The 26,807-nt window shown below is 48.6% G+C and carries 19 protein-coding genes; all 19 read left to right on the forward strand.

The genetic code is table 11. The annotated features are described in order from the left end of the window. Positions 1–3: 3 nt before the first annotated feature. The 19 genes from MHI25_RS15680 (at position 4) to MHI25_RS15770 (ending at position 26,803) form a co-directional block, all read left to right on the forward strand. Complete coding sequence (locus MHI25_RS15680; protein WP_076125555.1) at positions 4–789, forward strand: amino acid ABC transporter permease; 786 nt, start codon at positions 4–6, stop codon at positions 787–789. Further along, the gene (locus MHI25_RS15685) at positions 786–1,496 is read left to right on the forward strand and encodes an amino acid ABC transporter permease (RefSeq protein ID WP_076125553.1); all 711 of its coding nucleotides are present in this window, start codon (positions 786–788) and stop codon (positions 1,494–1,496) included. The genes MHI25_RS15680 and MHI25_RS15685 overlap by 4 nt, the downstream gene beginning before the upstream one ends. Next, positions 1,493–2,245, forward strand: a complete 753-nt coding sequence (locus MHI25_RS15690) for an amino acid ABC transporter ATP-binding protein (RefSeq protein ID WP_076125552.1) — start codon at positions 1,493–1,495, stop codon at positions 2,243–2,245. Before MHI25_RS15685 ends, MHI25_RS15690 begins: the two co-directional genes overlap by 4 nt. Positions 2,246–2,256: 11 nt before the next feature. After that, complete coding sequence (locus MHI25_RS15695) at positions 2,257–3,273, forward strand: LLM class flavin-dependent oxidoreductase (protein WP_340393492.1); 1,017 nt, start codon at positions 2,257–2,259, stop codon at positions 3,271–3,273. A 53-nt stretch (positions 3,274–3,326) separates the two neighbouring features. After that, positions 3,327–4,508 carry an amidohydrolase gene (locus tag MHI25_RS15700; RefSeq protein WP_076218973.1) on the forward strand — a complete coding sequence of 394 codons (1,182 nt, stop codon included), beginning with the start codon at positions 3,327–3,329 and terminating at the stop codon, positions 4,506–4,508. After that, a complete protein-coding gene (gene solA / locus MHI25_RS15705; RefSeq protein ID WP_340395683.1) occupies positions 4,505–5,677 on the forward strand; it encodes an N-methyl-L-tryptophan oxidase in 1,173 nt (390 codons plus the stop codon). The genes MHI25_RS15700 and solA overlap by 4 nt, the downstream gene beginning before the upstream one ends. Then, positions 5,677–6,156 (forward strand): DinB family protein, encoded by a 480-nt coding sequence (locus tag MHI25_RS15710; RefSeq protein ID WP_340393495.1) that lies wholly within the window; start codon positions 5,677–5,679, stop codon positions 6,154–6,156. Before solA ends, MHI25_RS15710 begins: the two co-directional genes overlap by 1 nt. Before the next feature lie 75 nt (positions 6,157–6,231). Continuing rightward, positions 6,232–7,578: an LLM class flavin-dependent oxidoreductase gene (locus MHI25_RS15715; RefSeq protein WP_076125544.1), complete on the forward strand. Its 1,347-nt coding sequence runs from the start codon at positions 6,232–6,234 to the stop codon at positions 7,576–7,578. Between the two features lie 207 nt (positions 7,579–7,785). Then, positions 7,786–8,679: an ABC transporter permease subunit gene (locus MHI25_RS15720; RefSeq protein WP_340393496.1), complete on the forward strand. Its 894-nt coding sequence runs from the start codon at positions 7,786–7,788 to the stop codon at positions 8,677–8,679. Positions 8,680–8,685: 6 nt separating this feature from the next. Continuing rightward, complete coding sequence (locus tag MHI25_RS15725; RefSeq protein WP_076218970.1) at positions 8,686–9,582, forward strand: carbohydrate ABC transporter permease; 897 nt, start codon at positions 8,686–8,688, stop codon at positions 9,580–9,582. A gap of 30 nt (positions 9,583–9,612) precedes the next feature. Continuing rightward, positions 9,613–11,298, forward strand: a complete 1,686-nt coding sequence (locus MHI25_RS15730) for a hypothetical protein (protein WP_340393498.1) — start codon at positions 9,613–9,615, stop codon at positions 11,296–11,298. A gap of 102 nt (positions 11,299–11,400) precedes the next feature. Next, positions 11,401–13,191 (forward strand): sensor histidine kinase, encoded by a 1,791-nt coding sequence (locus tag MHI25_RS15735; RefSeq protein WP_076184638.1) that lies wholly within the window; start codon positions 11,401–11,403, stop codon positions 13,189–13,191. Continuing rightward, positions 13,191–14,795, forward strand: coding sequence for a helix-turn-helix domain-containing protein (locus MHI25_RS15740; protein WP_340393500.1), 1,605 nt, complete (start codon positions 13,191–13,193; stop codon positions 14,793–14,795). The genes MHI25_RS15735 and MHI25_RS15740 overlap by 1 nt, the downstream gene beginning before the upstream one ends. 10 nt (positions 14,796–14,805) lie before the next feature. Further along, on the forward strand, positions 14,806–17,610 hold the full coding sequence (locus MHI25_RS15745) for a glycoside hydrolase family 2 TIM barrel-domain containing protein (protein WP_340393502.1): 2,805 nt from the start codon (positions 14,806–14,808) through the stop codon (positions 17,608–17,610). Between the two features lie 840 nt (positions 17,611–18,450). Then, on the forward strand, positions 18,451–21,099 hold the full coding sequence (locus MHI25_RS15750; protein WP_340393504.1) for a glycoside hydrolase family 2 TIM barrel-domain containing protein: 2,649 nt from the start codon (positions 18,451–18,453) through the stop codon (positions 21,097–21,099). After that, on the forward strand, positions 21,092–23,197 hold the full coding sequence (locus tag MHI25_RS15755) for a hypothetical protein (protein ID WP_340393506.1): 2,106 nt from the start codon (positions 21,092–21,094) through the stop codon (positions 23,195–23,197). The genes MHI25_RS15750 and MHI25_RS15755 overlap by 8 nt, the downstream gene beginning before the upstream one ends. Positions 23,198–23,407: 210 nt before the next feature. Then, positions 23,408–24,340 carry a sugar ABC transporter permease gene (locus tag MHI25_RS15760; RefSeq protein ID WP_081386316.1) on the forward strand — a complete coding sequence of 311 codons (933 nt, stop codon included), beginning with the start codon at positions 23,408–23,410 and terminating at the stop codon, positions 24,338–24,340. Positions 24,341–24,345: 5 nt separating this feature from the next. Beyond that, entirely contained in the window at positions 24,346–25,230 is an 885-nt protein-coding gene (locus tag MHI25_RS15765) for a carbohydrate ABC transporter permease (protein WP_051490964.1), read from the forward strand. Between the two features lie 142 nt (positions 25,231–25,372). Continuing rightward, positions 25,373–26,803: a hypothetical protein gene (locus tag MHI25_RS15770; RefSeq protein ID WP_339248739.1), complete on the forward strand. Its 1,431-nt coding sequence runs from the start codon at positions 25,373–25,375 to the stop codon at positions 26,801–26,803. Positions 26,804–26,807: the final 4 nt, after the last annotated feature.

Raw genomic sequence — 26,807 nt, forward strand, 5'->3', positions numbered from 1 at the left:
TATATGGGCGCACAGTTTGATATCAGCTTTGTATTTTCGTTTTTGCCTAAGTTACTAGGGACTTTAAGCACCACGCTTCTGATTGTCGCCTGTTCTCTACTGACAGGAATTCTTGTCGGCTTTCTCGTAGCTCTGCCAAGACTTTATAAAGTGCCTGTGTTAAAAACCATCTCCGAAATCTATATTTCTTTTTTTCGGGGAACTCCGATTCTTATCCAGCTCTTCTTGTTTTATTATGGTCTGCCCGAAATTATGAAGCTGGTTCATGTCGATATGACCCGGACTCCGGTGCTTGTTTTTGTGATTCTTACTTACGGGCTGCATACGGGAGCATACATGTCCGAAATGATCCGGGCTTCTGTAATGGCGGTGGATAAGGGGCAGGTAGAGGCTGCTTATGCTACAGGGATGACGGGGTTTCAAGCCTTTACGCGAATCGTGCTGCCGCAGGCGCTCGGAATCGCAGTTCCGGTATTCTCCAATCTGGTGATTGCTCTACTGAAAGATACGTCATTGGCCTTTACTCTTGGGGTGATGGAAATGTCAGGTAAAGCACAGACGCTAGGCAGCTTAACTCAGCATTTTATTGAAACGTATATCGCGCTTGCGCTAATCTATCTGGTCATCAGCTTTACAATTGAGAAACTGCTGCTTATAGCAGAACGCCGGCTGCTGCGGCATGAGAAACGGAATACACCGGAGAAAAAATCGTTCAAAATCAACAAAAGCTGGTCCTACCGCCGCATCATTGCTGAACTTGGACCGGGTAAAGGAGGTAGCGGATTATGAAGCTGGATCCATCTTTTATCTGGACTGCTCTGGTGCAAATTTTAAGTGCAATTCCTGTGACCTTATCTATTACTGCTGTCTCAGTACTCATTGGATTTGTGATTGGTGTGGCTGTAGCGTTGATCCGGATATACAGAATTCCACTGCTGTATCCGCTGGCTGTCGGTTATGTTACGTTCATCCGCGGGACACCGATGCTGACGCATCTTTTGCTTATCTATTTTGGGCTTCCCGTGTTAATCGATGGTCTGGCAGTGCAGTTCGGCTGGAGCTTCAGGTCGGTAGCCATTCCGATGATCGGTTTTGCCTATATTTCATTCTCGATTACAGCGGGAGCCTATATGTCCGAGGTCGTCCGTTCCGGTCTGCTTGCTGTGGATCGCGGTCAGCTGGAAGCGGCCCATTCTATCGGAATGACCACACCCCAGGCACTGCGGCGGATTGTTTTTCCTCAGGCGCTGGCGGCGAGTCTGCCTAATCTGTCAAATTCGGTAATCGGTATGCTGCATGGATCTACCCTTGCTTTTACCGTTTCGGTGGTGGATATCAATGCTAAGGCGCAAATTGTAGCTTCAACGAACTGGAAGTTTTTTGAGGCTTATCTGGCGGCAGCGCTGATTTTCTGGGGACTTACGTTCCTAATCGAACGCGTGACGTCGCTGATTGAAAAAAGAATTAATCTGTACAATCGAGGTGGAGTAGCATGATCAAGCTTGCGCAAATTTCGAAGTCATTTGGTCGGAATCAGGTGCTCAACAATATAGATTTAACGGTGACGAAGGGTGAAGTTGTCGTCATTCTCGGTCCCAGCGGCTCAGGCAAAACGACACTTTTACGCTGTGTGAATTATCTGGAGAAGCCAAGCAGCGGAGAGATCGCCATCGGCGATTTCAAAGTGAACTGCAAACATCCCCGCAAAAAGGAGATTCATCTGCTCCGGCAAAAAACGGCAATGGTGTTCCAGCAGTACAATTTATTCCGCCATAAAACCGCACTGGAGAACGTGATGGAGGGACTGCTGATTGTCAAAAAGCTTCCGAAGGACGAAGCGAAAAATCGGAGTATCGCCTTACTTGAAAAGGTTGGTCTTGGCAGCAAGCTGGACGCCTATCCAAGTCAGCTGTCCGGAGGCCAGCAGCAGCGGGTTGGCATTGCCCGTGCCTTGGCGCTCGAGCCGGAGGTTATATTGTTCGACGAACCCACATCGGCGTTGGACCCAGAGTTAGTGGGTGAGGTGCTGGCCGTCATCCGTAAAATTGCCAAGGAAGGCATCACAATGATCGTGGTGACTCATGAAATGGGCTTTGCTCGCGATGTGGCGAATCATGTGGTTTTTATGGACGGAGGCGTCATTGTTGAAGAAGGGACTCCGGCAGAGCTGTTTAACCATCCGCGCGAAGAAAGAACGAAGCAGTTCCTGAAGCGGATTACACCTGAATTTAACTATTCTATATAGGAGGCAAAACAATGGCTATTACAATCAGCGTACTTGATCAAAGTCCGATCTATCCGGGAGAAACGCCGGAGGAAGCATTCCAGCATACGATCAAGCTGGCACAACTGTCCGAAGAGCTTGGATTCCACCGGTTCTGGGTTTCGGAGCATCATGACTCCGAGCAGGTAGCCGGTTCTTCCCCGGAAGTACTTATCTCACATCTTCTGGCTAAAACAGAGCGAATCCGCATTGGCTCCGGTGGCATCATGCTCCAGCATTACAGCCCATATAAGGTAGCGGAGAACTTCAATGTGCTGTCTACACTGGCTCCTGGACGAGTGGATCTCGGTGTGGGACGTGCTCCCGGTGGACTCCCACGTAGCACACAGGCACTACAGCAGGGAAAAGCTGAAACCCCAGACCTGACGGACAAAATCATCGAGCTTGAAAAGTATGTACATAACCGCCTCGAAGAAAACCATCCGCTGGCAGGGTTGAAGGCAGGTCCCCTTCCTGGTATTCCTCCTGAGTTGTATGTCCTTGGCGCGAGTGTAAGCAGCGCGGAAATTGCCGCTGAACTGGGGTTACCGTACGTATTCTCCCTGTTTATTAACAGCGATAAGGCGGTAGCGCTGGATGCCATTCGTGCTTACCGCAGCGGTTTCGCTTCTTCACAGGGCAGACAACCGCAAGCGATTATCGCTTTAGCGTTAGTGGTGGCTGAGACTGAGGAGGGAGCGAAAGAACTGGCAGGTGCGCATAAGCTGATCCGGATTCAACTGGCGAGCGGGAAGAAGCTGACAGTAGGGACCTTGGAACAGGCGGAGGAATTTGCCCGCCAGAGCAATGAAGCCTACACGATTGAAGAGCTGGAACCGGAGATTACCAAGGGAACAAAATCATCTGTCCGTGAACAGTTGTTGGAACTTTCAGAGGCATCCGGTGTCGAGGAGTTCATCATAACGACGAATGTACATCCCTTTGACAAACGGCTCCGATCCTTTGAGCTACTGAGCGAAGCAATCGCTGAAGTGGCTGCAGAGGCATAAAGCGGGCGGGCTCGGTATCACACAGGAAATCGTGTAAAGGAGGGTGACTGTAAATGACAAGTAAAGCTAAAGAGTTGAGTGCGGAAGCGCTTGAAGAAGAATTAATCGGGATACGCCGTCATCTGCACCGGCACCCGGAACTGTCCAATGAAGAATATGGCACAACAGAATATATTATTTCCCTGCTGGAGCGGGCAGGAGTCAGGATCGTAGAATACGGTCTGTCTACCGGCGTGATCGCAGAGATTGGCGGCAAAAAGCCCGGTTCGGTCATCGCACTGCGCGCAGATATTGATGCCTTACCAATCCAGGAGGAAAGCGGAGTATCCTTTGCTTCATTATATCCCGGCAAAATGCATGCCTGCGGGCATGATTTCCATACGGCTGCCTTGATTGGTGCCGCCTATCAATTGAAACAGCGAGAGCAGCAATTACAGGGAACGGTGCGCCTGTTATTCCAACCAGCCGAGGAGAAGGCGCAGGGTGCACAACGAATCATTGCTAGCGGGGCACTAGAAGACGTCCGGGCAGTGATCGGGCTGCATAACAAGCCAGACCTGCCAGTCGGAACCATCGGTATTAAGGGTGGTCCTTTAATGGCAGCAGCTGACGGGTTTGTGATAGAAGTGCAGGGTGGCAGTTCTCATGCTGCCGTTCCGGAAGCTGGCATAGACCCGATTGTAGCGGCTTCGCATATTGTGACGGCATTCCAGTCCATTGTAAGTCGCAATGTCAGCCCGCTGCAGAGTGCGGTGGTCAGTGTGACGCAGATTCACAGCGGCAATTCATGGAACATTATCCCCGAAAAAGCGGTGCTTGAAGGGACGATCCGCACCTTTGATGAAACGGTGCGCAGCAAAGTGCTGGACCGGTTTCAGGAAGTGGCGGTCGGTGTAGCAGCGGCTCTTGGAGCAGAAGCTACCGTTCGCTGGATAGAAGGGCCACCTCCGGTTATCAACGATCCCTCCCTAGCAGCGCTTGGAGGTGAATCGGTCGATGCTCTTGGCTACCGAGCGATTCAGCCAGAGCTTTCTCTGGCTGGAGAGGATTTCGCCTTCTATCAGCGCGTGGTACCCGGACTGTTCGTTTTTGTAGGTACTGAAGGAAGCCAGGAATGGCATCATCCGGCCTTCAATCTGGATGAACGCGCACTCCCTGTGGCAGCACGTTTCCTTGCGGATGTAGCTGTACGATCCCTAGTGCAGTACAGTCCCGATGGAGGTGCAGAATTATAGCTGAACATAACAGTTACGATGTAATTATCGTCGGCGCAGGCTCGATGGGCATGAGTGCCGGTTACTATCTTGCGAGGCGCGGAGTGAAGACGCTGCTAATTGATGCCTTTGATCCTCCACATACACAGGGAAGCCATCACGGGGAAACGCGGCTGATCCGGCATGCTTACAGTGGTGATCCCGCCTACATTGATTTGGCTCTGCGGGCAGATCGTTTATGGAAAGAAGCTGAGCAGTTGAGCGGAATAGAACTGCTTGTCCGCTCGGGTGTATTGAATCTCGCAGATAGTGCAGTGTATTCCTTTAGCGGTCGTCTCGCGGAAGCAAAGATACGGAAGGTGCCGGTCCAGCAACTGGATGCCGGAGAGATCCGGCGGCGCTGGCCGGGATTGAACATTCCGGAAACATTCGCAGCAATGTATGAACCGGATGCCGGGTATTTGTACAGCGAGCGCTGTATCACCGCCTACCGCCAGCTTGCCCTTGGACAGGGTGCGGAACTGTTGACGAACACTTCGGTAGTAAACATCACCGCCCGCGAAAGCAGTGTAACGGTTCATACAACAAACGGCGATTATCACGGAGCGTCAGCTATCCTTAGTGCCGGAGCCTGGTTTGGTGCGTTAGCGCCTTTTGTGCATTTGCCAATCAAGGCGATCCGCAAAGTTGTGGGCTGGTTTGAGAGTTCACCTGCTTTTGCAGCCGGTAACTTCCCTGGCTTCACGCTAGGAGTTGAGGAAGGTGGCTATTATGGCTTTCCCAGCATTGCTGGAGCCGGTCTGAAGATCGGCCGGCACGATACGGGGCTGGAATGGAAACCAGGCACACTACTTGCTCCCTTTGGCAGTGAAACCAGCGATGAGCAAGACCTCCGAAGAGTACTGGAGACTTACATGCCGGGTGCAGCTGGCCGATTACTTAAAGGCTCTGTATGCAAATATGAGCATACACCTGATGAAGATTTCATTATTGACCGCCATCCGCTCCACTCCAATGTGCTGGTAGCCGGAGGGTTCTCAGGGCATGGTTTTAAATTTTCTAGTGTTGTAGGTGAAATACTTGCTGATTTGGCGACAAGTGGAGCTACCAACCACAACATTCAACCTTTTGCGTTATCACGTTTTACACCTGATCATTCGCAAGCAGGCCTTATTTTGGAGGGGATTTAATGAGCAAAGTTCAAATTAGCAATTTTTTAAGTACGCACAACCAACTGGTGCATGCAACCGCAGGGTTATCAGAGGAACAGCTGAAATGGAAGGCAGCACCAACGAGTTGGAGTATTACTGAGGTTTTAGCCCATCTAGCTGATCACAGCATTGTGGTTTCGTTCCGTATACGTGATATTCTCGCTGCTACAACTGCGCAGCTGCCAGTCTTCAATCAGGACGCTTGGGTCAGCGGCCAGTACGCCAATAGTGGTAGTGCTTCCGATAGTCTGGAGTTGTTCCGCAGCCTGCTTTATTATAACAGTCTATTGTTTGAACGGCTCAGCGCAGAGGATTGGGAGAAAAGCGGGGTTAACGTCAAGGGGGAAAACGTTAAAATTTCCGATATCGTCCATAGCTTCACCGCACATGTAGAGAGACATCTTGGTCAGATTGAGCGAATCAAGCAGGGCGCAGTTAATGCATCGTTCGTGCAATGAATACTTTCATAGTTAGTTTTGCATGAAGTAAAACCTGGGAATCGTATGCTCACAAAACTTTTAGGAGGAATGAACATGACCAAACCAAAACAACTGAAGCTAGGCGCACTGCTGCATGGAGTAGGAGGCAGCACGTCGATGTGGCGCCATCCTGATGCTAAGCCGGATGCAAGTGTAAACTTTGAATTATACAAAGCGTGGGTACAGAAGGCAGAAGAAGGCAAGCTGGATCTGATCTTCATCGCAGACGGTTTGTACATTAATGAAAAGTCCATTCCGCATTTCCTTAACCGGTTTGAACCGCTGACCATTCTTAGCGCACTCGCCGCCGTCAGCACCAACATCGGTCTGGTTGGTACCCTGTCCACCTCCTACAGTGAACCGTTTACCGTCGCGCGTCAATTCGGCTCACTGGATGTAATCAGCGGTGGCCGGGCCGGCTGGAATGTGGTGACTTCACCGCTGGAAGGCTCTGCCTCGAATTATAGCAAAACAGAGCATCCTGACCATGGCAAGCGTTACCGTATTGCTACCGAATATTTGCAGGTGACACGCGGATTATGGGATTCCTGGGAGGATGATGCGTTTGTTCGAGACAAAGAAACAGGTGTATTCTTTGATCCGCAAAAAATGCATACCCTGGACCATCAAGGAGAGTTCTTCTCCGTGAAAGGACCGCTCAATATTGCTCGTTCGAAGCAGGGGCAGCCAGTCGTGTTTCAGGCAGGTTCCTCAGAAGTTGGTAAAAATTACGCCTCAAAGGAAGCGGATGCTATCTTCACTGGCCACGAAACGCTAGAAGATGCCCAGGCATTCTATAGCGATGTTAAGACAAGGGTAGCTTCATTTGGCCGGGATCCGAATGAGGTGCTGATCTTTCCTGGTATTGCACCAATCATTGGCGACACATCAGAGGAAGCAGAGCGCAAATATCAGGAGGTTGCTGGTCTCGTGACGATTGAGAATGCACTGAACTATTTGGGCAGATTCTTCGAGCATCATGATTTCTCGCAATATCCGCTGGATGAACCGTTCCCTGAGCTTGGTGAGTTGGGGCGCAATAGTTTTCAGAGCGGCACGGATAAAATCAAAAAGGACGCGAAGGAGAGAGGCTTAACACTAAGACAGGTCGCCTTACAATCCGCTACCCCGCGCAGCAGCTTTATTGGCACACCTGAGCAAGTGGCTGATCAGATTCAAACCTGGTTTGAGGGTGGAGGAGCAGACGGATTTATGATCGCAGCTGCTGTTCCTAATGGACTGGAGGAATTCGTCGATCGGGTAGTGCCGATTCTGCAAGAGCGGGGCCTGTTCCGCACTGAATACGAAAGTAGCACCCTGCGTGGAAATCTCGGTATTCCATTGCCAGAGAACCGCTATTCCAAGGCTTCACAACCGGTAGGGCAAAAAGCCGTACATTAACAATAATAATTTGAATCGAATAATTAGCTTTCGTCATAAAAAATGTAACGCAGCCGTTTAAGGCTGCGTTTATTTGCGTGCGCGCGGAGCTTGTCTAACAACGTAAGCGCTTTAAAGAACCAATCAGAGCAATAGATAACCAATCACTGTTATATAGGCAGGGTTCCCGCTGCACCTTATGATAGAAATATCAAGGAGGGATGTAAATTGTACGCTAAGTTCTACAAGTACCGATGGCAATATTTAATGATTCTTCCGGGAGTGCTGTTGCTATTTCTGTTCAGCTATATTCCGATGGCAGGGATTCAGGTCGCCTTCCGCGACTTTCAGATTGGCACCTCGATCTGGAACAGCACATGGGTGGGATTAGACAACTTTTCTTTCCTGCAAGATCCCCAGTTTTTAACTGTCGTCAAAAATACGTTATATATATCTGTGCTTAAGTTCATCTTCGGATTCCCGGCACCGATTCTACTGGCACTGGTGATTAACGAGGTAACCCGGCCTGTATTTAAGCGATTCGTGCAATCGGTCAGCTATTTGCCACATTTTTTCTCATGGATTGTAGTCGCTTACATCCTGCAGTCTTTTCTGACATTGGATGGTGGGCTGGTCAATCAGTTCATCGAGAAAGCAGGCGGTGATCCTGTATTTTTTCTAGGTTCCACGGAGTGGTTCCGGCCCATGGTTATATTAAGCGGCTTGTGGAAAGAGACCGGCTGGAACACGATTCTCTATTTGGCTGCGATCACAACGATTGATCCGCAATTGTATGAATCCGCCAAAGTAGAGGGTGCAGGAAAGCTAGCCCAGATTCGGCATATCACCTTCCCGGGTACTCTACCGACAATATCGATTGTGCTAATTCTGAGTATCCCAAGCCTGATTTCAGTAGGGATGGATCAGATTTATCCGCTGATGAATTCTGCTAATCAAGGGGTCGCGGATGTACTGGATACGTATATCATCCGCAACGGATTGCAGCAGGGATATTTTGGGATGGCGACCGCAGTGGGATTGTTATCCTCAGTGATCAGTTTGATATTGGTTGTTTCGACTAATCAGTTATCCAGAAAAATAAATGGTGAAGGATTATGGTGATGGTATATGAAGCTCAGCAGAGGTGAAAAAATAGCTCAATACGTCATCGTCATAGTACTGGCCGGTCTGTGCTTGTCTGTACTATATCCATTCCTGTACATGCTGGCCATCTCACTGAATGACGGTGCAAGTGCGGCCAAAGGTGGCGTGTATCTATGGCCCAAGAATTTCACATTAATTAATTATGAGATTGTATTAGGAAATGAGATTATCCGCCAGTCTTATCTAATTACAATCGCTAGGACAGTCATTGGCACATTCGCAGGACTTATCGTCACACTTCTGGTGGCCTTTGGCTTGTCCTACCGCGGTCTTCCATTAAGAAGCACGATACTAGGCTATGTTCTTTTAACCATGTTATTCAGTGGAGGACTGGTTCCTTTCTATATTCAGCTTAATAATCTCGGGCTTATCAACACGTTCTGGGTGTATATTTTCCCCGGGCTGTTCTCGGTCTGGAACATGTTTGTCATGCTGAAGTTTATACAGGGAATCCCTGAAGCTCTGGTAGAATCCGCTGAACTAGATGGAGCCGGTCCTGTTCGTACTCTGATTCAGATTATTATTCCACTCTCTCAACCTATGCTTGCCGCACTTGGATTGTTTACCGCAGTGGGACACTGGAATGACTGGTTCGCCGGTGCTTTCTTCGTCACGAAGCAGAACCTGATTCCGGTGCAGACCTTCCTGCAGCAATTGCTCGCTGCACAGGATTTATCCGCTGTCCTTGGCTCGAATACCAATCAGGAGGCTTTGGCGAGAAGCTCACAAATGCAGAACATTACGCTGATGTCGATTAAGATGGCAGTCGTTATGGTGAGTGCAATCCCCATCCTGTGCGTGTATCCGTTCCTGCAGAAATATTTTGTGAAAGGAGTTCTTGTAGGGTCAGTAAAAGGTTGATTTTCAATAATAGAACAGGGGGAAAAATCAATGATATTCAAAAAAACGGGTCTAGCCGCTTTGGCTGCAGCAACCTTACTGATGTCTATTGCCGGATGCTCCGGATCAGGTGGGAATACTGCGAACAAGCCTGGAAGCGACAATGAAACGTCAAGTAACCAGCCCGCCAGTGGCTCGACTTCTTTTAATCTCTGGCTTGGATGGACGGCAACCATCAATAATGATAGTTTGGTCCAGAAATATTGGCGTGAACAGGAGCCTGGAGTAAATGTGAAGCTGGAAACCACTCAAGGCGACGCAATGACTGCACTTAATTTGAAGATAAACACAGGCGGCTTTGAAGATGCAGCTATCTTCAGCCGAAACGAAACGGTCAAAAGCGCGATGAACCGGTCGAAACAGCTTATGCCGCTAGAGCAGTATTTCGACATGCCTGACAAATATCCAGGACTGGCGTCTATTCCAAAGCAGTATCTGGAACTTATGAAGGATAATGAGGGCCATATCTGGTCCATTCCTACCTGGTTTGACCAAAACCCGGAAGATCCGTGGCCAGGCTGGGCATCTCAAGCCTGGATTGTCAGAAGTGATGTGCTGGAGAAAACAGGTATGACCAAAGAGGACTTAGCAACGTTAGAAGGAGTTGAGATCTTCCTTCGGAAAGCTGCAGAAGAGAAGGATGCTTCCGGCAAATCGCTTATTCCTCTATCATTCCTGATGGACACTAGTGATAATCTGGGCTGGAGCGATGAAAACGCGATTTTGACAGCATTCGGGGTGACTACAGCAGGTAATGGCGTTGACAAACGCGGCGATGATTTTGTATTCGCTTACGACGATCCCAATTATAAAGCAGCTTATCAATGGATGAACAAGATGTACCAGGAGAAGTTGATCGATCCAGAGGTCGTCACCAGCAAAAGAGAACAGTATACAGAAAAGAACAAATCGGGTCGTATTGCCTTCAATGTCGGCAGCTTCTGGAACATTCCTGCCTCAGCCTGGGAGACATTGGACGGCCCAACAGAGCCAGGGTGGTTTTACGAAGCGATCCCTTTTCCTAAAGTGGATGGTGTAGAGAAAGTCGGAATTAACCAGGTTACCAATCCGAATCCAGGCTATGATGTCTATGTTAGTGAAAAAACTAAAAATCTGGAAGCTATTCTGAAATTCTTCGATTATACCTTGCAGCCAAAACCCGAGCAGCAGCAGGTCATTAATGAAGGACCGGCGGGATTATACTGGGATTGGATTGATCAACCGTTGGGCAAATGGAAATTCACAGACGAAACCTACAAGACGAGCCGCAATTCCGGAGACACCGCACAAAAAGCTAAAGTCACCCCTGAGCTTTACATGACTGCCTCTTACAGCAATGAATGGTACCCATGGTGGAACACAGAGGATGCAGGAAAAGCCGGAGCTGCTAAGACCATTAAGTTCACTGAAGCTATCGGCAAAATGGGAACGATCCGCGTGGCAGAGCCTTATGATCTATTCCAGATGAAACAGGGCGGCGCATGGGAGAAATATTCACCGGAGATCGAAAATATCCGCAAGGAATATCGAGCCAAGCTTTTAATGGCCAAAGACGAGGGGCAATTCGAAAAGAATTGGAGCGATTTCCAAGCAGCACTAGAGAAGCGTGGGCACTGGAGTGAAGTCAAGCAGGAGTGGCTGGATACGTACAAGGAGGAAGTAACAGCCTTGCAATAGACAACCGTGATGCTCTTTCAGTCGCGGATCGTAAACGATAAAAAATTAATGGAGCACCTCTCACTTGGAGGGGGCTCCCTTTGCACTTCATGGGGGGAATCTATGATTAAACAACAAATAGAGAAATGGATCATCCGTATGACCCGTTCCATGAACCTGAGGAGTAAAATTGTATTATTCTACGGACTCATTGTATTTCTCCCCACCGTACTGCTGGCTGCAGGTGCAGGGTACATGATGCTTCATACGGTGCGGGCCAATTATATGCTTACGATCAGGGAAGCCGTTCGGCAAAGTGCGCAGAGTATTGAATTCAGGAAGCAAAGCTATGATCTGCTGGCTACCCGAACGGCTACGGATGGTGAGCTGATCTCTAGATTAGCCAGGGACTATGCGGATATCGATGAACAATTGGGTACGGTCAATTATGTGGACCGTTCCTTCCTGCTCACCAGTAAATACTTGCCAGGGATTGAGAATTTCCGAATCTATCATACCAACGATACACTAGTGCAAGATGGAGGGCTTCTGTGGAAGCCGGAAGAACGGAGCCTTTCGGGAATTCGAGAGCGGGATTGGTATACGAAAATGCTTCGCACAACAGACAATCTGGTATGGACTAATGCAGCTGACGACAGGACTAAGCTAGTGGTATCCCATAAAATTCTGAACGCGTATGGAGATGTTTACGGGATTGTGTACCTGTTACTGAACTATAACGGTGTCTTCATGGAATCGTTCGAACATCCTTTTGAAGGGGCCGGAGAATTGTATATCGTTGACGACAACGAACGCATTATTGCATCCTCGGAGCCCTCTGAAATTGGCAGCCGGTTATCCTCATCCTCCTTAGGTCAGTACTGGAACAACTCGTTGGAAACCTCAGCGACAAAAAGCGGGATGATGCTGATCACTCAGGAGATTAAGTCTGGCTGGACGGTTGCCGCACTTGTGCATCTTGACCGACTGGAGGAGCAGTCTACGCGGATTATGTACTATATCGGAGCAGGTATTGCTTTTTTCCTGCTGCTGTCCATCTTTCTAATCATGATTGTACTTAAAAATGTGATTTGGCGGATCCGCAAGCTGGGCACCAGGATGACAGATATCTCACAGGGCTATTTCGAAGTTACAGTGAGAAACCGTGACAACGATGAGCTGGGGGAGCTTGAGGTATTGTTCAATTCCATGTCTGGCCGTTTGAGAAAACTGGTCGAAGAACATACAGAGGCCATGCTCAAAGAGCGGGAGCAATCATTCAGGGCGTTGCAGGCACAGATTAACCCTCATTTTATTTATAATTCGTTAAGCCTGATCCGTTGGCGGGCATTAGATCAGCAGGACGAATTGCAAATCCGAACCATAGATGCGCTGACGACATTCTATCGGCTGGCACTCAATAACCGGGTTAATGTGACGCTGATCCGTGACGAAATTGAGCATCTGAAAGCGTATATCGAAATTCAGCAGCTGCGTTATCCCGGTCAGGTATCCGTAGAGTGGCTGGTAGAGCCGGACGTTCTTGACCTGTACAGCATTAAGCTGATCCTACAGCCAACGGTCGAGAACTGTTATCTGCACGGGGGCATCACAACTAGAACTCATGCTTTTATACAAATTACGATCAAACGAGTGGAGAATACGGTGCAGTTTCAGATTTTTGATAATGGAAAAGGGATTGGCAGTGAGAAGCTGGAACAGATCCGTGCCGGCAGCTACACGGGTACGCAAAACGGATTCGGGATGAACAATATCCGTGAACGTCTTGCATTGTATTTTGGCACAGAGGGCCGCTTTGAGATTGAAAGTGTAGAAGACGAATGGACTTGTGTAACCATTGATATCCCTGTTTGCAAGGAAAGTCCTGAGATAAAAAAGGGGGATGGAGCTTAATGCGGGCATTAATTGTCGACGACGAGCCTATGCAGATTCAAGGGCTTCTTCGTCATATTGGCTGGAAAGCTCTGGGGTATGAGGAACCGTTAACTGCATTATCTGGTGAAGAAGCACTAACGATTCTAGGAGAAACTCCTGTGGATGTGATGATCGCTGACGTCTCGATGCCCGGTATGACAGGGATCGAACTGCTCGCCAGATGCAGAGCGGATTATCCGACACTCCAGTCTTTACAGACTGTGATGATCAGTGGATATGACGAGTTTGAATTTGTGCAGGAGGCTATACATCTGGGAGCTAAAGCTTACGTTCTGAAGCCCATCAAGACGGAAGAACTCGAAATGAAACTGGCTGTGTTCAGAGAAGTAGTTGAGAAGAAAAAACAGATTGAACAGGAAACCACTGTACTTAGGGAGAAAGTTACAGAGAGCTATGAGGTGCTGCAGGAACGTTTCGTCAAAGATATGGTTGAAGGCTGGATCCACAGTGAAGAGCTGCTCGAATCCTGGCGGCGCCTGCTGGATCTGCCTAATGGGGAATGGCAGGCAACATTATTCCTGTTCGGATATGACCGCAGGTTCCTAGATAATCCGCATGATGCCAAGGATCGGATCCTGCTTAGCGAAGGGCTATTGAACTGCGTTAAGACTGGTCTATCTGGTTTCTCCGGTACCTATATAGGGAAGACAGGAGCGGATGAACTGGCCGTCATTGTGCTGAACGCAACGCCATTGGTGCGGGCAAGACTTGAGAAGCAGCTTGCGTTTATCCAAGATATCCTAAGAGAGCAGTATAAAGCCTCCGTCTCGGTCGGAATCAGCAGAGAGTGTTTGTTCTGGACGGAAATACCGTTGCTGTATAAGGAAGTAAGGCATATGATGAGCGGTGCCAGGCTGGCCGGCTACGGACAAATCCTCTATTTCGACCGGAACTTGATGAATGAATATCATGATTTCAGGTTGCGTGAAGAATACATTCCGGAAATCGTTAAGCTACTGGACAGAGGAGAGAGCGATAAAGCTTCCGCTTATTTCAATCATGCTTTCGAAGTGTTACTTGCACGAGAGCCTGTATCCTTTTCCTATGTGCAGGCTTTCGGAATGGGTTTGCTTAGCGAGCTAGCCAGAAAACTGAAGCGTGTACATGAGAAGGAAACAGAGATGAACATCCTCATGTGGCAGCGGCTGATCGACTGTACAGGCGTAGATGAAGTCAGGAAGGTCGTACTGGAATATTTGGCGCAATATGCTAAGCTTAATCAAAGAGAGCAGGTCGCTCAGCAGCATAACCTTATCCAGCGGGTCGCCCGCCAACTGGAGGAGCATCTGCATGAGAACATGACTGTTAAGCAGCTTGCTGAGCAGTTCCACTTGAATCACAGCTATTTAAGTGTTCTCTTCAAGAAAGAAATGGGCCGGACGATTTCCGACTTCGTGCAGGAAGCGCGTATGAACAAAGCCAAGGAACTGCTTCGTGACCCCAATATTAAGGTTTACGAGGTTGCCGAGCAGGTGGGCTTTCAGACCGCGGCTTATTTTGCCTTCCTTTTTAAGAAAACAACCGGCACTACACCTCAGGAGTTCAGAGATTATCATTATTAGGAGTGATATTTTGCAGACAAAGATCAGCCTGGAAGGCGAATGGAAGTTGCAATTGGATGAGGGAAAACAAGGACTGGCATTGCCTTTTACAGATGTTATCACACTGCCCGGAACAACGTCCTACGCACGCAAAGGTCCGAAGAACGAGGATGTTTTAGTAAGCGCATTAACGGATGAGTATTTGTTTGAAGGGCAAGTCTGGTATTCAAAAGAGGTCGTCATTCCGGAAGAACTAGCCGGCAAAGTCTGCTTCCTATTTTTGGAACGTACGAGACTGACGACTCTATGGCTGGACAATCAGGAAATAGGCAGCCGTAACAGTCTAAATACCCCACATATATATGAGTTGCCGCAGCTTCAACCTGGGAATCATACGCTCACCATCCGCGTGGACAATACTGGTTACCCAACCAAAGGTGGACATTTAACGTCGCAGGATACCCAAACCAACTGGAACGGGATTACCGGACGTATGGAGCTTCAGTTCTATGGTGAGTCACGGCTCAGCGGCATCCGGCTCGATCCGGATCTCTCAGCCCGCTCAGTCCGAATCACGGCAACCTTGGACAGCAGGAATGAATCTATACTTACAGTGTCTGCTCAGAGCTTCAACAGCGACAATACACATGCTGTGGACGAGCGGGAGTACCCAGTCTCACCGGGTAGTTTTTCCGTCAACTATGAGCTAGGTCAAGACGCGCTGCTCTGGAGTGAAGGCGCTCCCAATCTTTATAACATAAACCTTGTTTTGAAAGACAGCGATGGATATATAACGGACCGACAGGAGCTCGTTTTTGGATTGAAGGAATTCCGGGCAGAGGGCGATAAGTTTACAATCAACGGAGAAAAAACCTTCCTCCGCGGCAAACATGACGGCCTGATCTTCCCGCTTACCGGTTATGCCCCGACTGACGTCGAGGAATGGGTAAGAATCCTGGGCATCTCCAAGTCTTACGGCATCAATCATTATCGCTTTCATACCTGCTGTCCGCCGGAAGCTGCTTTCACCGCAGCGGATATGCTCGGTATCTACATGCAACCAGAGCTTCCCTTCTGGGGAACAATCACGGAAGAAACCGACGAGGGCCATAATCAGGCAGAGCAGGACTATCTGATCAGCGAAGGCTATGCCATTCTTCAGGCTTTTGGCAATCACCCCTCCTTCGTGATGATGTCGCTTGGCAACGAGCTGTGGGGCAGCAAAGCCAAGATTGATTCCTTCCTAAAGGACTATAAAGCATTTGATAACCGGATTCTCTATACACAGGGGTCCAATAACCACCAATGGGTGCCAGAAATTCTTGAACATGACGATTTCTTCAGCGGCGTGCGCTTCTCCAGAGATCGGCTGTTCAGAGGCTCCTATGCGATGTGTGATGCTCCATTAGGTCATGTCCAGATTGATCTGCCAGGCACGATGAAAGACTATGACGATCAGATTGTCCCTCAGGATTTCTTCAACGAAGAGGGGATGGAAGCTGCCGCTGGCGGCGAGATCCAGATCCAGTATGGTACGGAAGCCAAGACGGTGAAGGCTGGAGACGCTTCCGCAGAATGGATACCGCACATTCCGGTAATCTCGCATGAGATTGGACAGTATGCTACCTATCCTAATTATGAGGAAATCGATAAATACAACGGTCCGCTCAAAGCTGAGAATTTCAAAATTTTCCGTGAACGACTGGAAAGTAAAGGGCTGGGTCATTTGGCCGCCAAATATTTTGAATCCTCGGGGCAACTGGCAGTAGCTTGCTACAAAGAGGAACTCGAGGCGGCATTCCGCTCCCGGCGGCTTGCGGGCTTCCAACTGCTTGATTTGCAGGATTTCAGTGGCCAGGGAACGGCGCTGGTGGGTGTCCTCAACGCCTTTATGGATTCCAAAGGAATGATAAGTGCTGAGGACTGGAGAACTTTTTGTAATGATGCCGTTCTGTTGGCGAGATTTCCCAAGTATAACTATGTCTCTGGTGAAACGTTCGATGCCCATGTCGAACTGAGCTGTTTCCGCAGTGGTATGCCGAGTACATTTGAACTGCATTGGGAGCTTACCGAGGATTACGGTATACTCGCCTCAGGTTCAACCGAGGTGGACATACCTGCAGGAACGAATTATATCGATATCTGCGATCTGGCAATAAAACTACCTGTAGTTGACCGGATGAGTACTATCGTATTGTCCCTCTCCATACAGGGAACAGATATCCGTAAGAGCTATGACCTGTGGATTTATCCAGTGAAGAGTGGCAACATGCTGGAGGGTGTCCATGTCTTCGACAAGCTATCTGATGATGCACTTGCATTGCTGGAGCAAGGTGAGAATGTACTGCTTATGCCGAAACCGGAATCTCTCAAAAATGCTGTTGAAGGTTATTACTGCACAGATTTCTGGTGTTATCCAATGTTCCGCTCGATCTCAGAGAGCATGAACCGGCCAGTACCCATTGGTACTATGGGGCTGTTGATTGATAACAACCACCCGGCGCTGCGTGAGTTCCCGAGCGAGGAATATTCTACTTATCCTTGGTGGAGTATTGTTGAGAATTCGAAATCGCTCATCATGGATGCAGCTGACCGCAACTGGAATCCCGTAGTGCAGACTATCGATAATTTTGAACGCAATCATAAGCTGAGTTTCCTAGTGGAATGCAGTGTAAGAGCAGGCAACCTGCTGATATGCGCATTGGATGCTGTTAAGGTTAGCGATACGCCGGAAGGCAGACAGTTCTTATCCAGCCTTGCGGGTTATATGAAATCAGACGATTTCAAACCACAGTACAAGGCCAATGTTGCGGAGCTACTAGAGCTGATCCAATAGGCAGAGGCAGGCGATTACTAAGGCTCCTTATCGCATTTCATATGAATGAACAGTCCAAGGGCGCTATACTAAAAACTACTTTCTTCATTGAGTAAGACAGAAGGTTTCATCGTAAAAACTCTAGAGCAGCGTTTCTCATAATAAAGAGAGATTCGCTGCTCTTAGTTTTTTGCTGCTTTTAGTTTATTGGTAGCCGCCAGCTTTAACAGTGTATCGTTATCTGAGTCTCTGAGGGTTTCGGACCCAGATGACACTATTTGCTAATTTTCAGCCTTTTGAACAACATTTCGGACTCCAGTGACGCTATTGCTTAAAAAGAGGTCCATATGAGTTGTATTTCATACAGATAGTGGCTATGGGGACCGTTAGCCCACCAAAAGTACAATAATACTGCTTTTAGCGTCATCTATGTCCGATAGGTGGTGCTACATTGTTGCAATAGTTCTTAAAACTTCTATCGAACAAAAAGTAAAGGAGTTCACCAAGCAGCCTTTCGCGGCTGAAGGGAACTCCTTTTTTCGCGTTCGACGTATTACACGTATTGGTAAAGCACGGGAGTCAGAGGCTCCGAAACAAAACAAGCCTTAAAAAGTCACCTCTATAGATGATTGCTGATAACCCTCACTCCAGCCTAGAGGGGTTGTTTGTGTTTATCAGCAACTGAGCAGTTTTACAAACGATTTCACAGGGTTGGAGACCTTTGAAAACATTAACCCGGTGCTATCATTGGTAATGAAGCTACACACCTAAAGTTGTAAGCGCATTAACGAATGGCGCCAGAGCCGCTCATCGTCAGGAACAGCGCCAAATTTAGCAGGGTTTGGGGGAACGGGAGAAGACATGAATGAAATTCTATTGAACGATTTGAAGTGGGAAGTCAAAGGGTATTGGCCCTGGGTTCCGCTAAAGGGCACCAGTATGGAGCTGGGACAGGAATTGATGGGGGTTACGGACTGGATGCCTGCCACTGTGCCGGGTGGAGTTCACTATGATCTCTTCAGACAGGGCTGGATTACCAACCCTTATCAAGAGTTAAATAGCCTGAGTTGTGAATGGGTGGAGAACCGCTGGTGGGTTTACCGTACGACCTTGAAACAGCCTGAGCTGAGAGCAGCCAGAGTTGAACTGGTCTTTCAGGGACTGGACTATGAAGCCTCGGTATACGCTGATCATTTACTGCTGGGTGAACATAAAGGTATGTTCGAGCCGGCTGTATTTGATGTTACAGACCTGCTCTCCGGGCGGGAAAGCCTTGAAATTTCAGTGCTGTTGAAGCAGGCGCCAGATGAAATGGGGCAAATCGGCAAAACCTCGGCTACCTTCACGCAGAAGAGCCGTTTTAATTATAAATGGGATTTCTCTACCCGGTTGGTCAATGTCGGAATCTGGGATGATGTGGTATTGAGGGTACATCAACAGTGCTCTTGGGATGATGTGTCGATCACTACAGATGCGGAGTTTGGCGAGAACGATAGAAATCAGATCTCGTCTGGTCGAATCACCATTCAAGCAGGAATCAAGCGAATGGCTGGCTCTGAAGATGATGGGACACTGACAGCGAGCATCACCTGTACTGATCCGGAGGGGAATCTGCTGCTGGTTCAATCGCGACCAGTTCGAGCTGGAGAGCTTCTGAACGCGGAGCTGGAAATACCCGAACCTGAGCTATGGTACCCAAACGGTTATGGAAAGCAGCCACTGTACAATCTTGAACTAAAGCTACTGGATGAAGCTGGAATGGAATTGGATACCCAGAGCTTTCAAACGGGCATTCGCAAGCTCGATTATATCCACAATGTAGATAGTCCAGACAACGCCCTACCATATACAGTGGTGATTAACGGAAGCAAGATCTATATGAAAGGGGTAAATATGACCCCTCTGGACCATCTCTACGGTAATGTAACGGTTGAACAATATCAACTGATGATTCGTCTGATGAAAGCAGCTCATATTAATCTCGTTCGGGTATGGGGCGGTGGAATCATTGAGAAAAAGGCTTTTTACGACTTATGTGATGTAAACGGCATTATGGTCTGGCAGGAGTTCATTCAGTCCAGTTCAGGTATTGACAATATCCCTTCGAAGCAGCCGGAGTTTTTGGAGCTGCTTCACAAGACTGCCTGCACAGCGCTCTGTGACAAACGCAATCATGTATCGCTAACGGTATGGAGCGGCGGCAATGAATTAATGAGTGAGCCAAATAAGCCTTCCGACAGCAGCGATTCCAATCTGGCGATGTTGAAAGAACTGGTAGAACAGTATGATCCGCAGCGACTCTTCCTACCGACCTCAGCTTCCGGCCCGGTAGAATATATTACGGATGCAAAAGGTCAGGGGCATGATGTGCACGGTTACTGGAAGTATATGGGAAACCCTTATCACTACGAGTTATATGGCAGCAACGATAATCTGCTGCACAGCGAATTTGGGGTGGACGGTCTGAGTTCTCTCAAAAGTCTGGAGAAATTTCTGAGTGAGACCAACCGGCGACCGGTTTCTATGGAGAACAACGCGATATGGAGACATCACGGGGAGTGGTGGGATACGCTGAGCCGTGAAGAAGAAATGTTCGGCAGCATGACAGATTTGGAGCAGTTCTCTGCCTGCAGCCAGTGGATACAGGCGGAAGGAATCCGGTTCGTGCTGGAGGCTAACCGCCGCCGTAAGTTCCGAAACAGCGGCAGCATTGTCTGGCAATTCAACGAGCCGTGGCCGAATGTGTCCTGCACTAACCTTGTCGATTATTACGGTGAAACGAAGATGGCCTACCATTGGGTGAAATCTGCCTTCCGTCCGCTACATGTTTCGCTGGACTACCGCAGTCTACTGCTTACACCAAGCACCGGATTTCAGGGAGATGTATACGTGCATGGAGGAAATGGACACAGGGTAGAAGTCGACGCGGAAGTCTTCGATGCAGTCGGACGGTGCATCTATCAGCAATCATTTGAGGCAGAGGGAAACAAAGATCAGGCTGTCGGCGCTGGGGTGCTGAATTTCAACGTGCCAGAGCATGACGATGCTTTATATTTCGTCAGATTGTCCTACCAGGACGGCGATGAAGCACCACAGCAGAATTTATATGTATTCTCTACCAATAAAAAGCATCCATATGCTCCCGCGCTTGCACTTATAGGAGGCAATCTTGAGGTGCGTCAGGAGAGTTTATGGCAGCCGACGGGTCCTCAGGAGAAGAGCCAGCAGGCCCGTTTTACAGTCCGAAATACCGGTAGTGAAGTTTTGCTGCATGTACATGCAGAGGAAAGGGGAGACCGCTACTGGATGGAAGCGGATGAGCAGTTCCATACCCTCTTTCCGGGTGAGACCAAAACAGTAACGGTTACTTGCACTCCTAAACTCTCAGGAGGATTCCTGTCTGGGGAAAATTATAGGATCACAGATGGCTTGCCAGAAATTAGATTCATGTCGTTCCTAACAGCACAGAGCAGAATGATACAGGTTGGAGGAGAAAAAAATCGTGAGTAAAACATTGTGTTTTGTACCGGAGGCATATGTTCCGCTAAGTCGGTTTATTCAAGCCGAGGGATCTACACCTGTCGCTATACCTGTTAGCAGAGCAGTGGCTGATTACTTAAGGCTGCACAACGCTCCACTGCTGCTTGCTTGCTTGCGAGGCGGCGAAGTAGCTTATCAGAAAGCGAATTGGTCAACCCTCCATGAAGACACTGTTGAAGCTGAAGCAGCAGAAGAGATCTCCGAGAAAGGGGAGGGGGTATTTGTATTAGTCAGTCCTTTGCTGACCAATATGCTTCCTGTAGTGTCTCACTGGGATAATAGCGTTGCTGAGGGAAAAGGAGGCTTCCGTTATGGCGGAACAGATGGCATAGGGACATTGCGGATGGACGAAGCCGGGGAAAAGGTTGTTTCCGAGCATGCGCGGCTCTACAATAGCGACCCAGATAGCCCTTATGTATACAATACGGAAGATCATCAGCTTTTCGGAGGCAACGAGGGGAATAAGAATCTTAAAACTCCGCAATTCGAGCATTATATCGGTGACCGCTACAGTCTCTATGCTGTAGATGATCTAGTTGCAGTTTCCCTGAGCGACCGCATCCTTAAGACCTTCGGATTTCCGGTGGTTTTCCGCAATGCATCCACAGACAATGCTGCACTTTTAAGCAATGCGCCTGTATTTCAGCTCATCAGCGGCAGTCTGCTAGTTATAGAGAATGACCAGCATAGCCTTGCTTCCTATATTCTGCCGCCCTTCTGGAGTGCGGCAAATGTTAAGGGATATCCACTGTTGTTCAATGGTTATTATGATGCCAATGAGAATACCTTCAGCACGGTAGGTCCCTCATTTCTGGAAATCATCGGCAAGACTCTGGCCAGCACCGGCAAAGGCGTTGTCGGCATTCTGTGGAACGGAGGAGGATATATCGGCAGCCGTTCCTTGCAAGGCTCCATCTATGCTGGCATTGGGGCGGCAATTACCAGAGGTCAAGAAAGTTATGGCGGTGATGCAGAGCAGGTAGTGGCTGTAGGTGGTTCGCGCGGCGGCTTAACTGCGCTGCTGGCTGGAGGCAATCCGCTTTGCTTACCCTATCGGGTGCGCTACACACTGTGTTATGCACCGCCGTTGATTCTGAACGGGCTCACCCGTGAGTTTGCCGAAGGAGCTTGCCCACTGATCTGGCATGTGGCGGAAGTAGACACCGGTTACCGGGAAATCTGGAAGAAAGATTGGCAGCATCCACAGAACGGCAGCACGGGAATCGAGACTCTGCTACAGACTCTGACGGGAACTATTGACTCTGCAAGTCTAAAGGAAACGACCGGACTGGAATCCGAATTTTTTCTGGAGGGTCTTAAAGCGAGTGGCACAAAGCTGCTGATTAACCATGGCACGCATGATGCCTTTACCCTCAGCCGCTTCAGCTTTTCCTTCGCGGCTTTGCTCCGGAGTCGCGGGATACCGCTTCGCCATGAGATCGGATACCGCTTCGGCCATAACAACTGCACGGATCTTTACGAGCAAGCTACTCTATGTCTAACAGCTCTGCTACAGGAACAGGAGCTCGAATTCACGGGCACGGTGCATTATCGCAGACGCAGTCCGGCTGCGGGAGAGTGGGAGCAGACCGAACGTTTTGTCCCAACTCATCAACCCGTTTTTCTGGAAGCACCTAAGTTCGTAGCGGTGGGTAGCCCTGTGGCTTGGACTCTTTATGGAGAGCCGGGAATGGAATACCGCCTGGATCTAGGAATCCTAGATCAGCAGGCTTGGGAACAGAAGCAGCAGGTAGTTCGAAATGAGCGCATCACACTGGCGTCCGGTGTATTGCCGGACAAACAGCATCCGCTTGAACTCTGCTCGTGGCAGGATGGCGTAAGCCAGCTCACTGACGGACAACATGCGGGCTTATATCTTTATGAGCTGTCATACAGGCTCAAGGGTGAGCAGAAGTGGAGCGTAGTTTCTCCCTCCCGTGTGCCACAGCCCGGCGTAGAGCCTCAGTCGGTGCTTCGTATTTTGGAGGAGCAGCCCAATCCGGCGAGCGAAGCGTTTCGGGCGGAAGCGGCCGTCCTCTGCATCAGCGCAGGGTTAAGTGAGGCCTAAACGATTCACCATAACATGAACATAAGCGGTGTGCGGCCATTCCGGTGCGTGCACTGCTTTTTTTTGCCAACAAATAAGTAGCTTTACAAACGCTTTCGCAGGGTTACCGGATTTCGGCGCTCAGTAGGAAGCGCTATCATTTAGGTATAACAACTATACAACGCCTGACCGGATTAAAGCTTGATTCCGGGAGGAAGGAAGGACAGGAGCATGATTGGAAAAACCAGTGAACTAAATCCTTTAATGACAGAGAAAAAGAAAGGTTATCCTGTACGGCGTTTATTCAAAGATTGGTCATCCTGGATATTAATTGTACCCACACTGTTTGCCTTTTTCTTTTTTTCCTGGCAGCCGCTCGTGAAGGGCATTGTGCTCTCTTTTTTCAATACTGAGGGTTATAATGCCGTAAGCTTCGCCGGAATGCAGAATTACAAGGATGTTATACAGAACTCGGCGTTTCAACAGACATTGACCAACTCTTTTGTGTATGTGTTCTGGTCACTACTGATCGGTTTTGCCGTACCCATTATTGTCGCTGTCGTGATTAATGAATTGAGACATGGGAAGTCATTTTTTCGCTTTTCGGTCTTTTTTCCGAGTATGGTTCCCGGCATTGCCGCTTCGATGTTATGGATGTTTTTGTTTGAACCCGGAAAGGGTGGCGTGCTGAATATTATGCTGAGTGCCATGGGATTTCCGGTGCAGCAATGGCTTCAGGATCCGCAAATGACGATAATGCTGATTATCTTCACGATTACCTGGCGAAATTTCGGGGGAACAGTGCTGCTTTATCTGGCAAGTCTACAGAGTATTAATCATGATCTGTACGAAGCAGCCTCGATTGACGGTGCGAATGTATGGCGGAGATTCAAAAGTATCACCATTCCGCAAATCTCTAGCATGATCGGACTGATGATGATTTTGCAGATCAGCGGTGTATTCCAGATCTTCAATGAACCCCTGGTAATGACTGAGGGTGGACCGAACAATGCCTCAATGACCTTGATGCTGCAAAGCTATTATTATGCGTTCCGGAGTTTTGAAGCAGGCCATTCAATGGCGCTCGGGGTTATTACTTTTCTAGTCCTGATGGTGCTTACCATTATTTATTTCCGGCTGGATAAGAAATTGAACAGGGAGTAGAAGCTATGAAAACTAAAGAAGCATATGGCATTATCGGCAATATAGAATACAGATCACCTTGGGTGCGCCTGCTGTATTGGTGCATGTTCATTCTGATGATTGTGCTGGCCGCTGTCTGTATTTTGCCTCCGGTCTGGATTATGGTCTCAAGTCTGAAGGACATCAAAGAGTTTTATGCAATCCCGCCCACCCTGATCCCCCGCTCGTTCAATGTTGGCAAGCTATGGGAGACCTGGCAGGAGTTTAACTTCCTCAGTTATTATCTGAATACGGCTTATCTGGCCGCAGGTTCTGTACTGTTCTGCCTTACTTTTAACGGACTGGCCGGATATTTCTTCTCCAAGCTAAAGCCGCGGGGCAGTGCCCTGCTGTTTGCCCTGATCGTGTGGACCATGATGGTGCCGAATACAGTGGGCATGGTGCCGCTGTTTAAGAATCTGATTGATTTTCCGCTGTTGCACTTGAACCTGACCAATACTTACTGGCCGATGTGGTTTATGGCTGCTGTGAATCCGGTGGTAATTCTGATCTTCAAAAACTTTTTCGATACCATCCCACAAGCGCTGCTGGAAGCAGCCAAAATTGACGGAGCGAGCACCATCGGTATTTTTATTCGAGTCATTCTCCCGCTCAGCGGACCAGTTATGGCTACAATTACAATCCTTACGATGAACAGTGTCTGGCAGGACTTCTTCTGGCCCTTTATGGTGCTGAAGGATAAATCGACCTGGTCGGTCATTGTGGCTATTTACAATCTGAAGGCGACATTGCCGCAGGACATACAGTTTATTGCGTTGACTTTTGCGATTCTGCCGCCGATTATCCTGTTTATTTTTTTCCAAAAGTACATTATGAACGGGCAATCCTTCGGCGGCAGTATTAAAGGGTAACATCACCCGATCACAAACCATTTCACAGTTTTGCCCCGTAGGGTGCTGCAGAAGGTGCATGTTAAGATGATTTCAGATTCAAAAAGAAAGCGCTTTACATGTTGCGAAGAATGCTTTAACAATAAGACTAGGGGGAATTACATTGAAAAAAGGACACACCAAGAACCTGACAGCTACACTGGCACTTACGCTGCTTTTTTCTGCCGGACTGGCTGGCTGCGGAGGCGGCTCCAATGAGAAGAATGCCGGAGGAAAGACGGAGACAGCGGGCAATCAACAGGTGACGATCAAGGTCAGTAACTGGCCAAAGCCGAATGAGGAAGCCAAAATCGCCCAGTATGAGCAGGTCATGGCGAAGATGAAAGCCAATTATCCGGAAATTATTGTGGACAAAGATGAATGGGGGTATGACGTCAGCTCATTCCTGCCAAAAGCGGCCAGCGGCCAGCTTCCGACGGTATACGAAACCTTTTTTACAGAAACAAGCAAAATCATCAAGGCAAATTACGCGGCTGACATAACGGATACGATGAAAAAATATGGCTACGACAAGGCGATCAATCCAGATCTGCTGAAAATGGTTACCAAGGACGACAAGTATTATGGGATTCCGAAGGACGGATACGTCATCGGTATGCTCTACAATATGAATCTTTTCAAGGAGGCTGGACTGCTGGACGACAAGGGGATTCCTAAATTTCCTAAAACATATGAAGAGCTAGCAGAAACTGCGCAGATTATTAAACAAAAGACCGGTAAAGCCGGAATGTTCTTGCCTACAAAAAGTGGTCAAGGCGGTTGGATGTTCATGAACATTGCCTGGGCATACGGAGCAGAATTTGAAAAACAGGTAGACGGGAAATGGCAGGCGGTGTTCAATTCGCCGGAAGCAGCAGCGGCCCTGCAATATGTGAAGGACTTAAAATGGAAATATGATGTACTGCCCGACAACAATCTGGTCGATGTTACGAACGATATGTTCCGCTTGTTCGGAACCGATCAGGTCGCTATGAGCTTCGGCACGAATGACTGGTCACCGGTCATCCAGCAACAGACTAAGATGTCCAAGGACAATGTGGCAATGTCCGCGCTTCCAGTAGGACCAATCGGGAAACCTGTAACCCTGCTCGGTGGCGGCCTATATATGTTCTCGCCTAATGTAACACCTGAGCAGATTGATGCCGGATTCAAATGGCTAATAACCTACGGATTTACACCAGAGTCCTCTGAAGAGGCACTGACCGGTTGGGATATTGAGAAGAAGACACTGAGCGATCAAGGGCTGATCGTAGGGCCTTACGGGCTGCGGATTTGGACTGATGAGAAACGGATTGGAGAAGAACAAAAGATTCTCGACAAATACAACAACGTCAATCTGGATTTGTTCCGTGATTATATGGACAATGGCAGCAAAGGCATGCGGGCGGAAGAACCAGTCAACGCACAGGAATTGTACCAAAAGCTGGATATCGTACTGCAAACCGTACTGACGGACAAGAACGCAGATCCGCAACAGATCTTGGATAGGGCTGCCGAAGAATTCCAACGTGATTATCTCGATAAGGTTAAATAAAACG

This window comes from Paenibacillus sp. FSL E2-0177, assembly GCF_037992975.1.
GTDB classification, from domain to species: domain Bacteria; phylum Bacillota; class Bacilli; order Paenibacillales; family Paenibacillaceae; genus Paenibacillus_AQ; species Paenibacillus_AQ odorifer.

Coding starts and splice junctions, on each gene's coding strand:
- MHI25_RS15680 (WP_076125555.1), top strand. CDS start 4: ATGGGCGCACAGTTTGATATCAGCTTTGTATTTTCGTTTTTGCCTAAG.
- MHI25_RS15685 (WP_076125553.1), top strand. CDS start 786: ATGAAGCTGGATCCATCTTTTATCTGGACTGCTCTGGTGCAAATTTTA.
- MHI25_RS15690 (WP_076125552.1), top strand. CDS start 1,493: ATGATCAAGCTTGCGCAAATTTCGAAGTCATTTGGTCGGAATCAGGTG.
- MHI25_RS15695 (WP_340393492.1), top strand. CDS start 2,257: ATGGCTATTACAATCAGCGTACTTGATCAAAGTCCGATCTATCCGGGA.
- MHI25_RS15700 (WP_076218973.1), top strand. CDS start 3,327: ATGACAAGTAAAGCTAAAGAGTTGAGTGCGGAAGCGCTTGAAGAAGAA.
- MHI25_RS15710 (WP_340393495.1), top strand. CDS start 5,677: ATGAGCAAAGTTCAAATTAGCAATTTTTTAAGTACGCACAACCAACTG.
- MHI25_RS15715 (WP_076125544.1), top strand. CDS start 6,232: ATGACCAAACCAAAACAACTGAAGCTAGGCGCACTGCTGCATGGAGTA.
- MHI25_RS15725 (WP_076218970.1), top strand. CDS start 8,686: ATGAAGCTCAGCAGAGGTGAAAAAATAGCTCAATACGTCATCGTCATA.
- MHI25_RS15730 (WP_340393498.1), top strand. CDS start 9,613: ATGATATTCAAAAAAACGGGTCTAGCCGCTTTGGCTGCAGCAACCTTA.
- MHI25_RS15735 (WP_076184638.1), top strand. CDS start 11,401: ATGATTAAACAACAAATAGAGAAATGGATCATCCGTATGACCCGTTCC.
- MHI25_RS15740 (WP_340393500.1), top strand. CDS start 13,191: ATGCGGGCATTAATTGTCGACGACGAGCCTATGCAGATTCAAGGGCTT.
- MHI25_RS15750 (WP_340393504.1), top strand. CDS start 18,451: ATGAATGAAATTCTATTGAACGATTTGAAGTGGGAAGTCAAAGGGTAT.
- MHI25_RS15760 (WP_081386316.1), top strand. CDS start 23,408: ATGATTGGAAAAACCAGTGAACTAAATCCTTTAATGACAGAGAAAAAG.
- MHI25_RS15765 (WP_051490964.1), top strand. CDS start 24,346: ATGAAAACTAAAGAAGCATATGGCATTATCGGCAATATAGAATACAGA.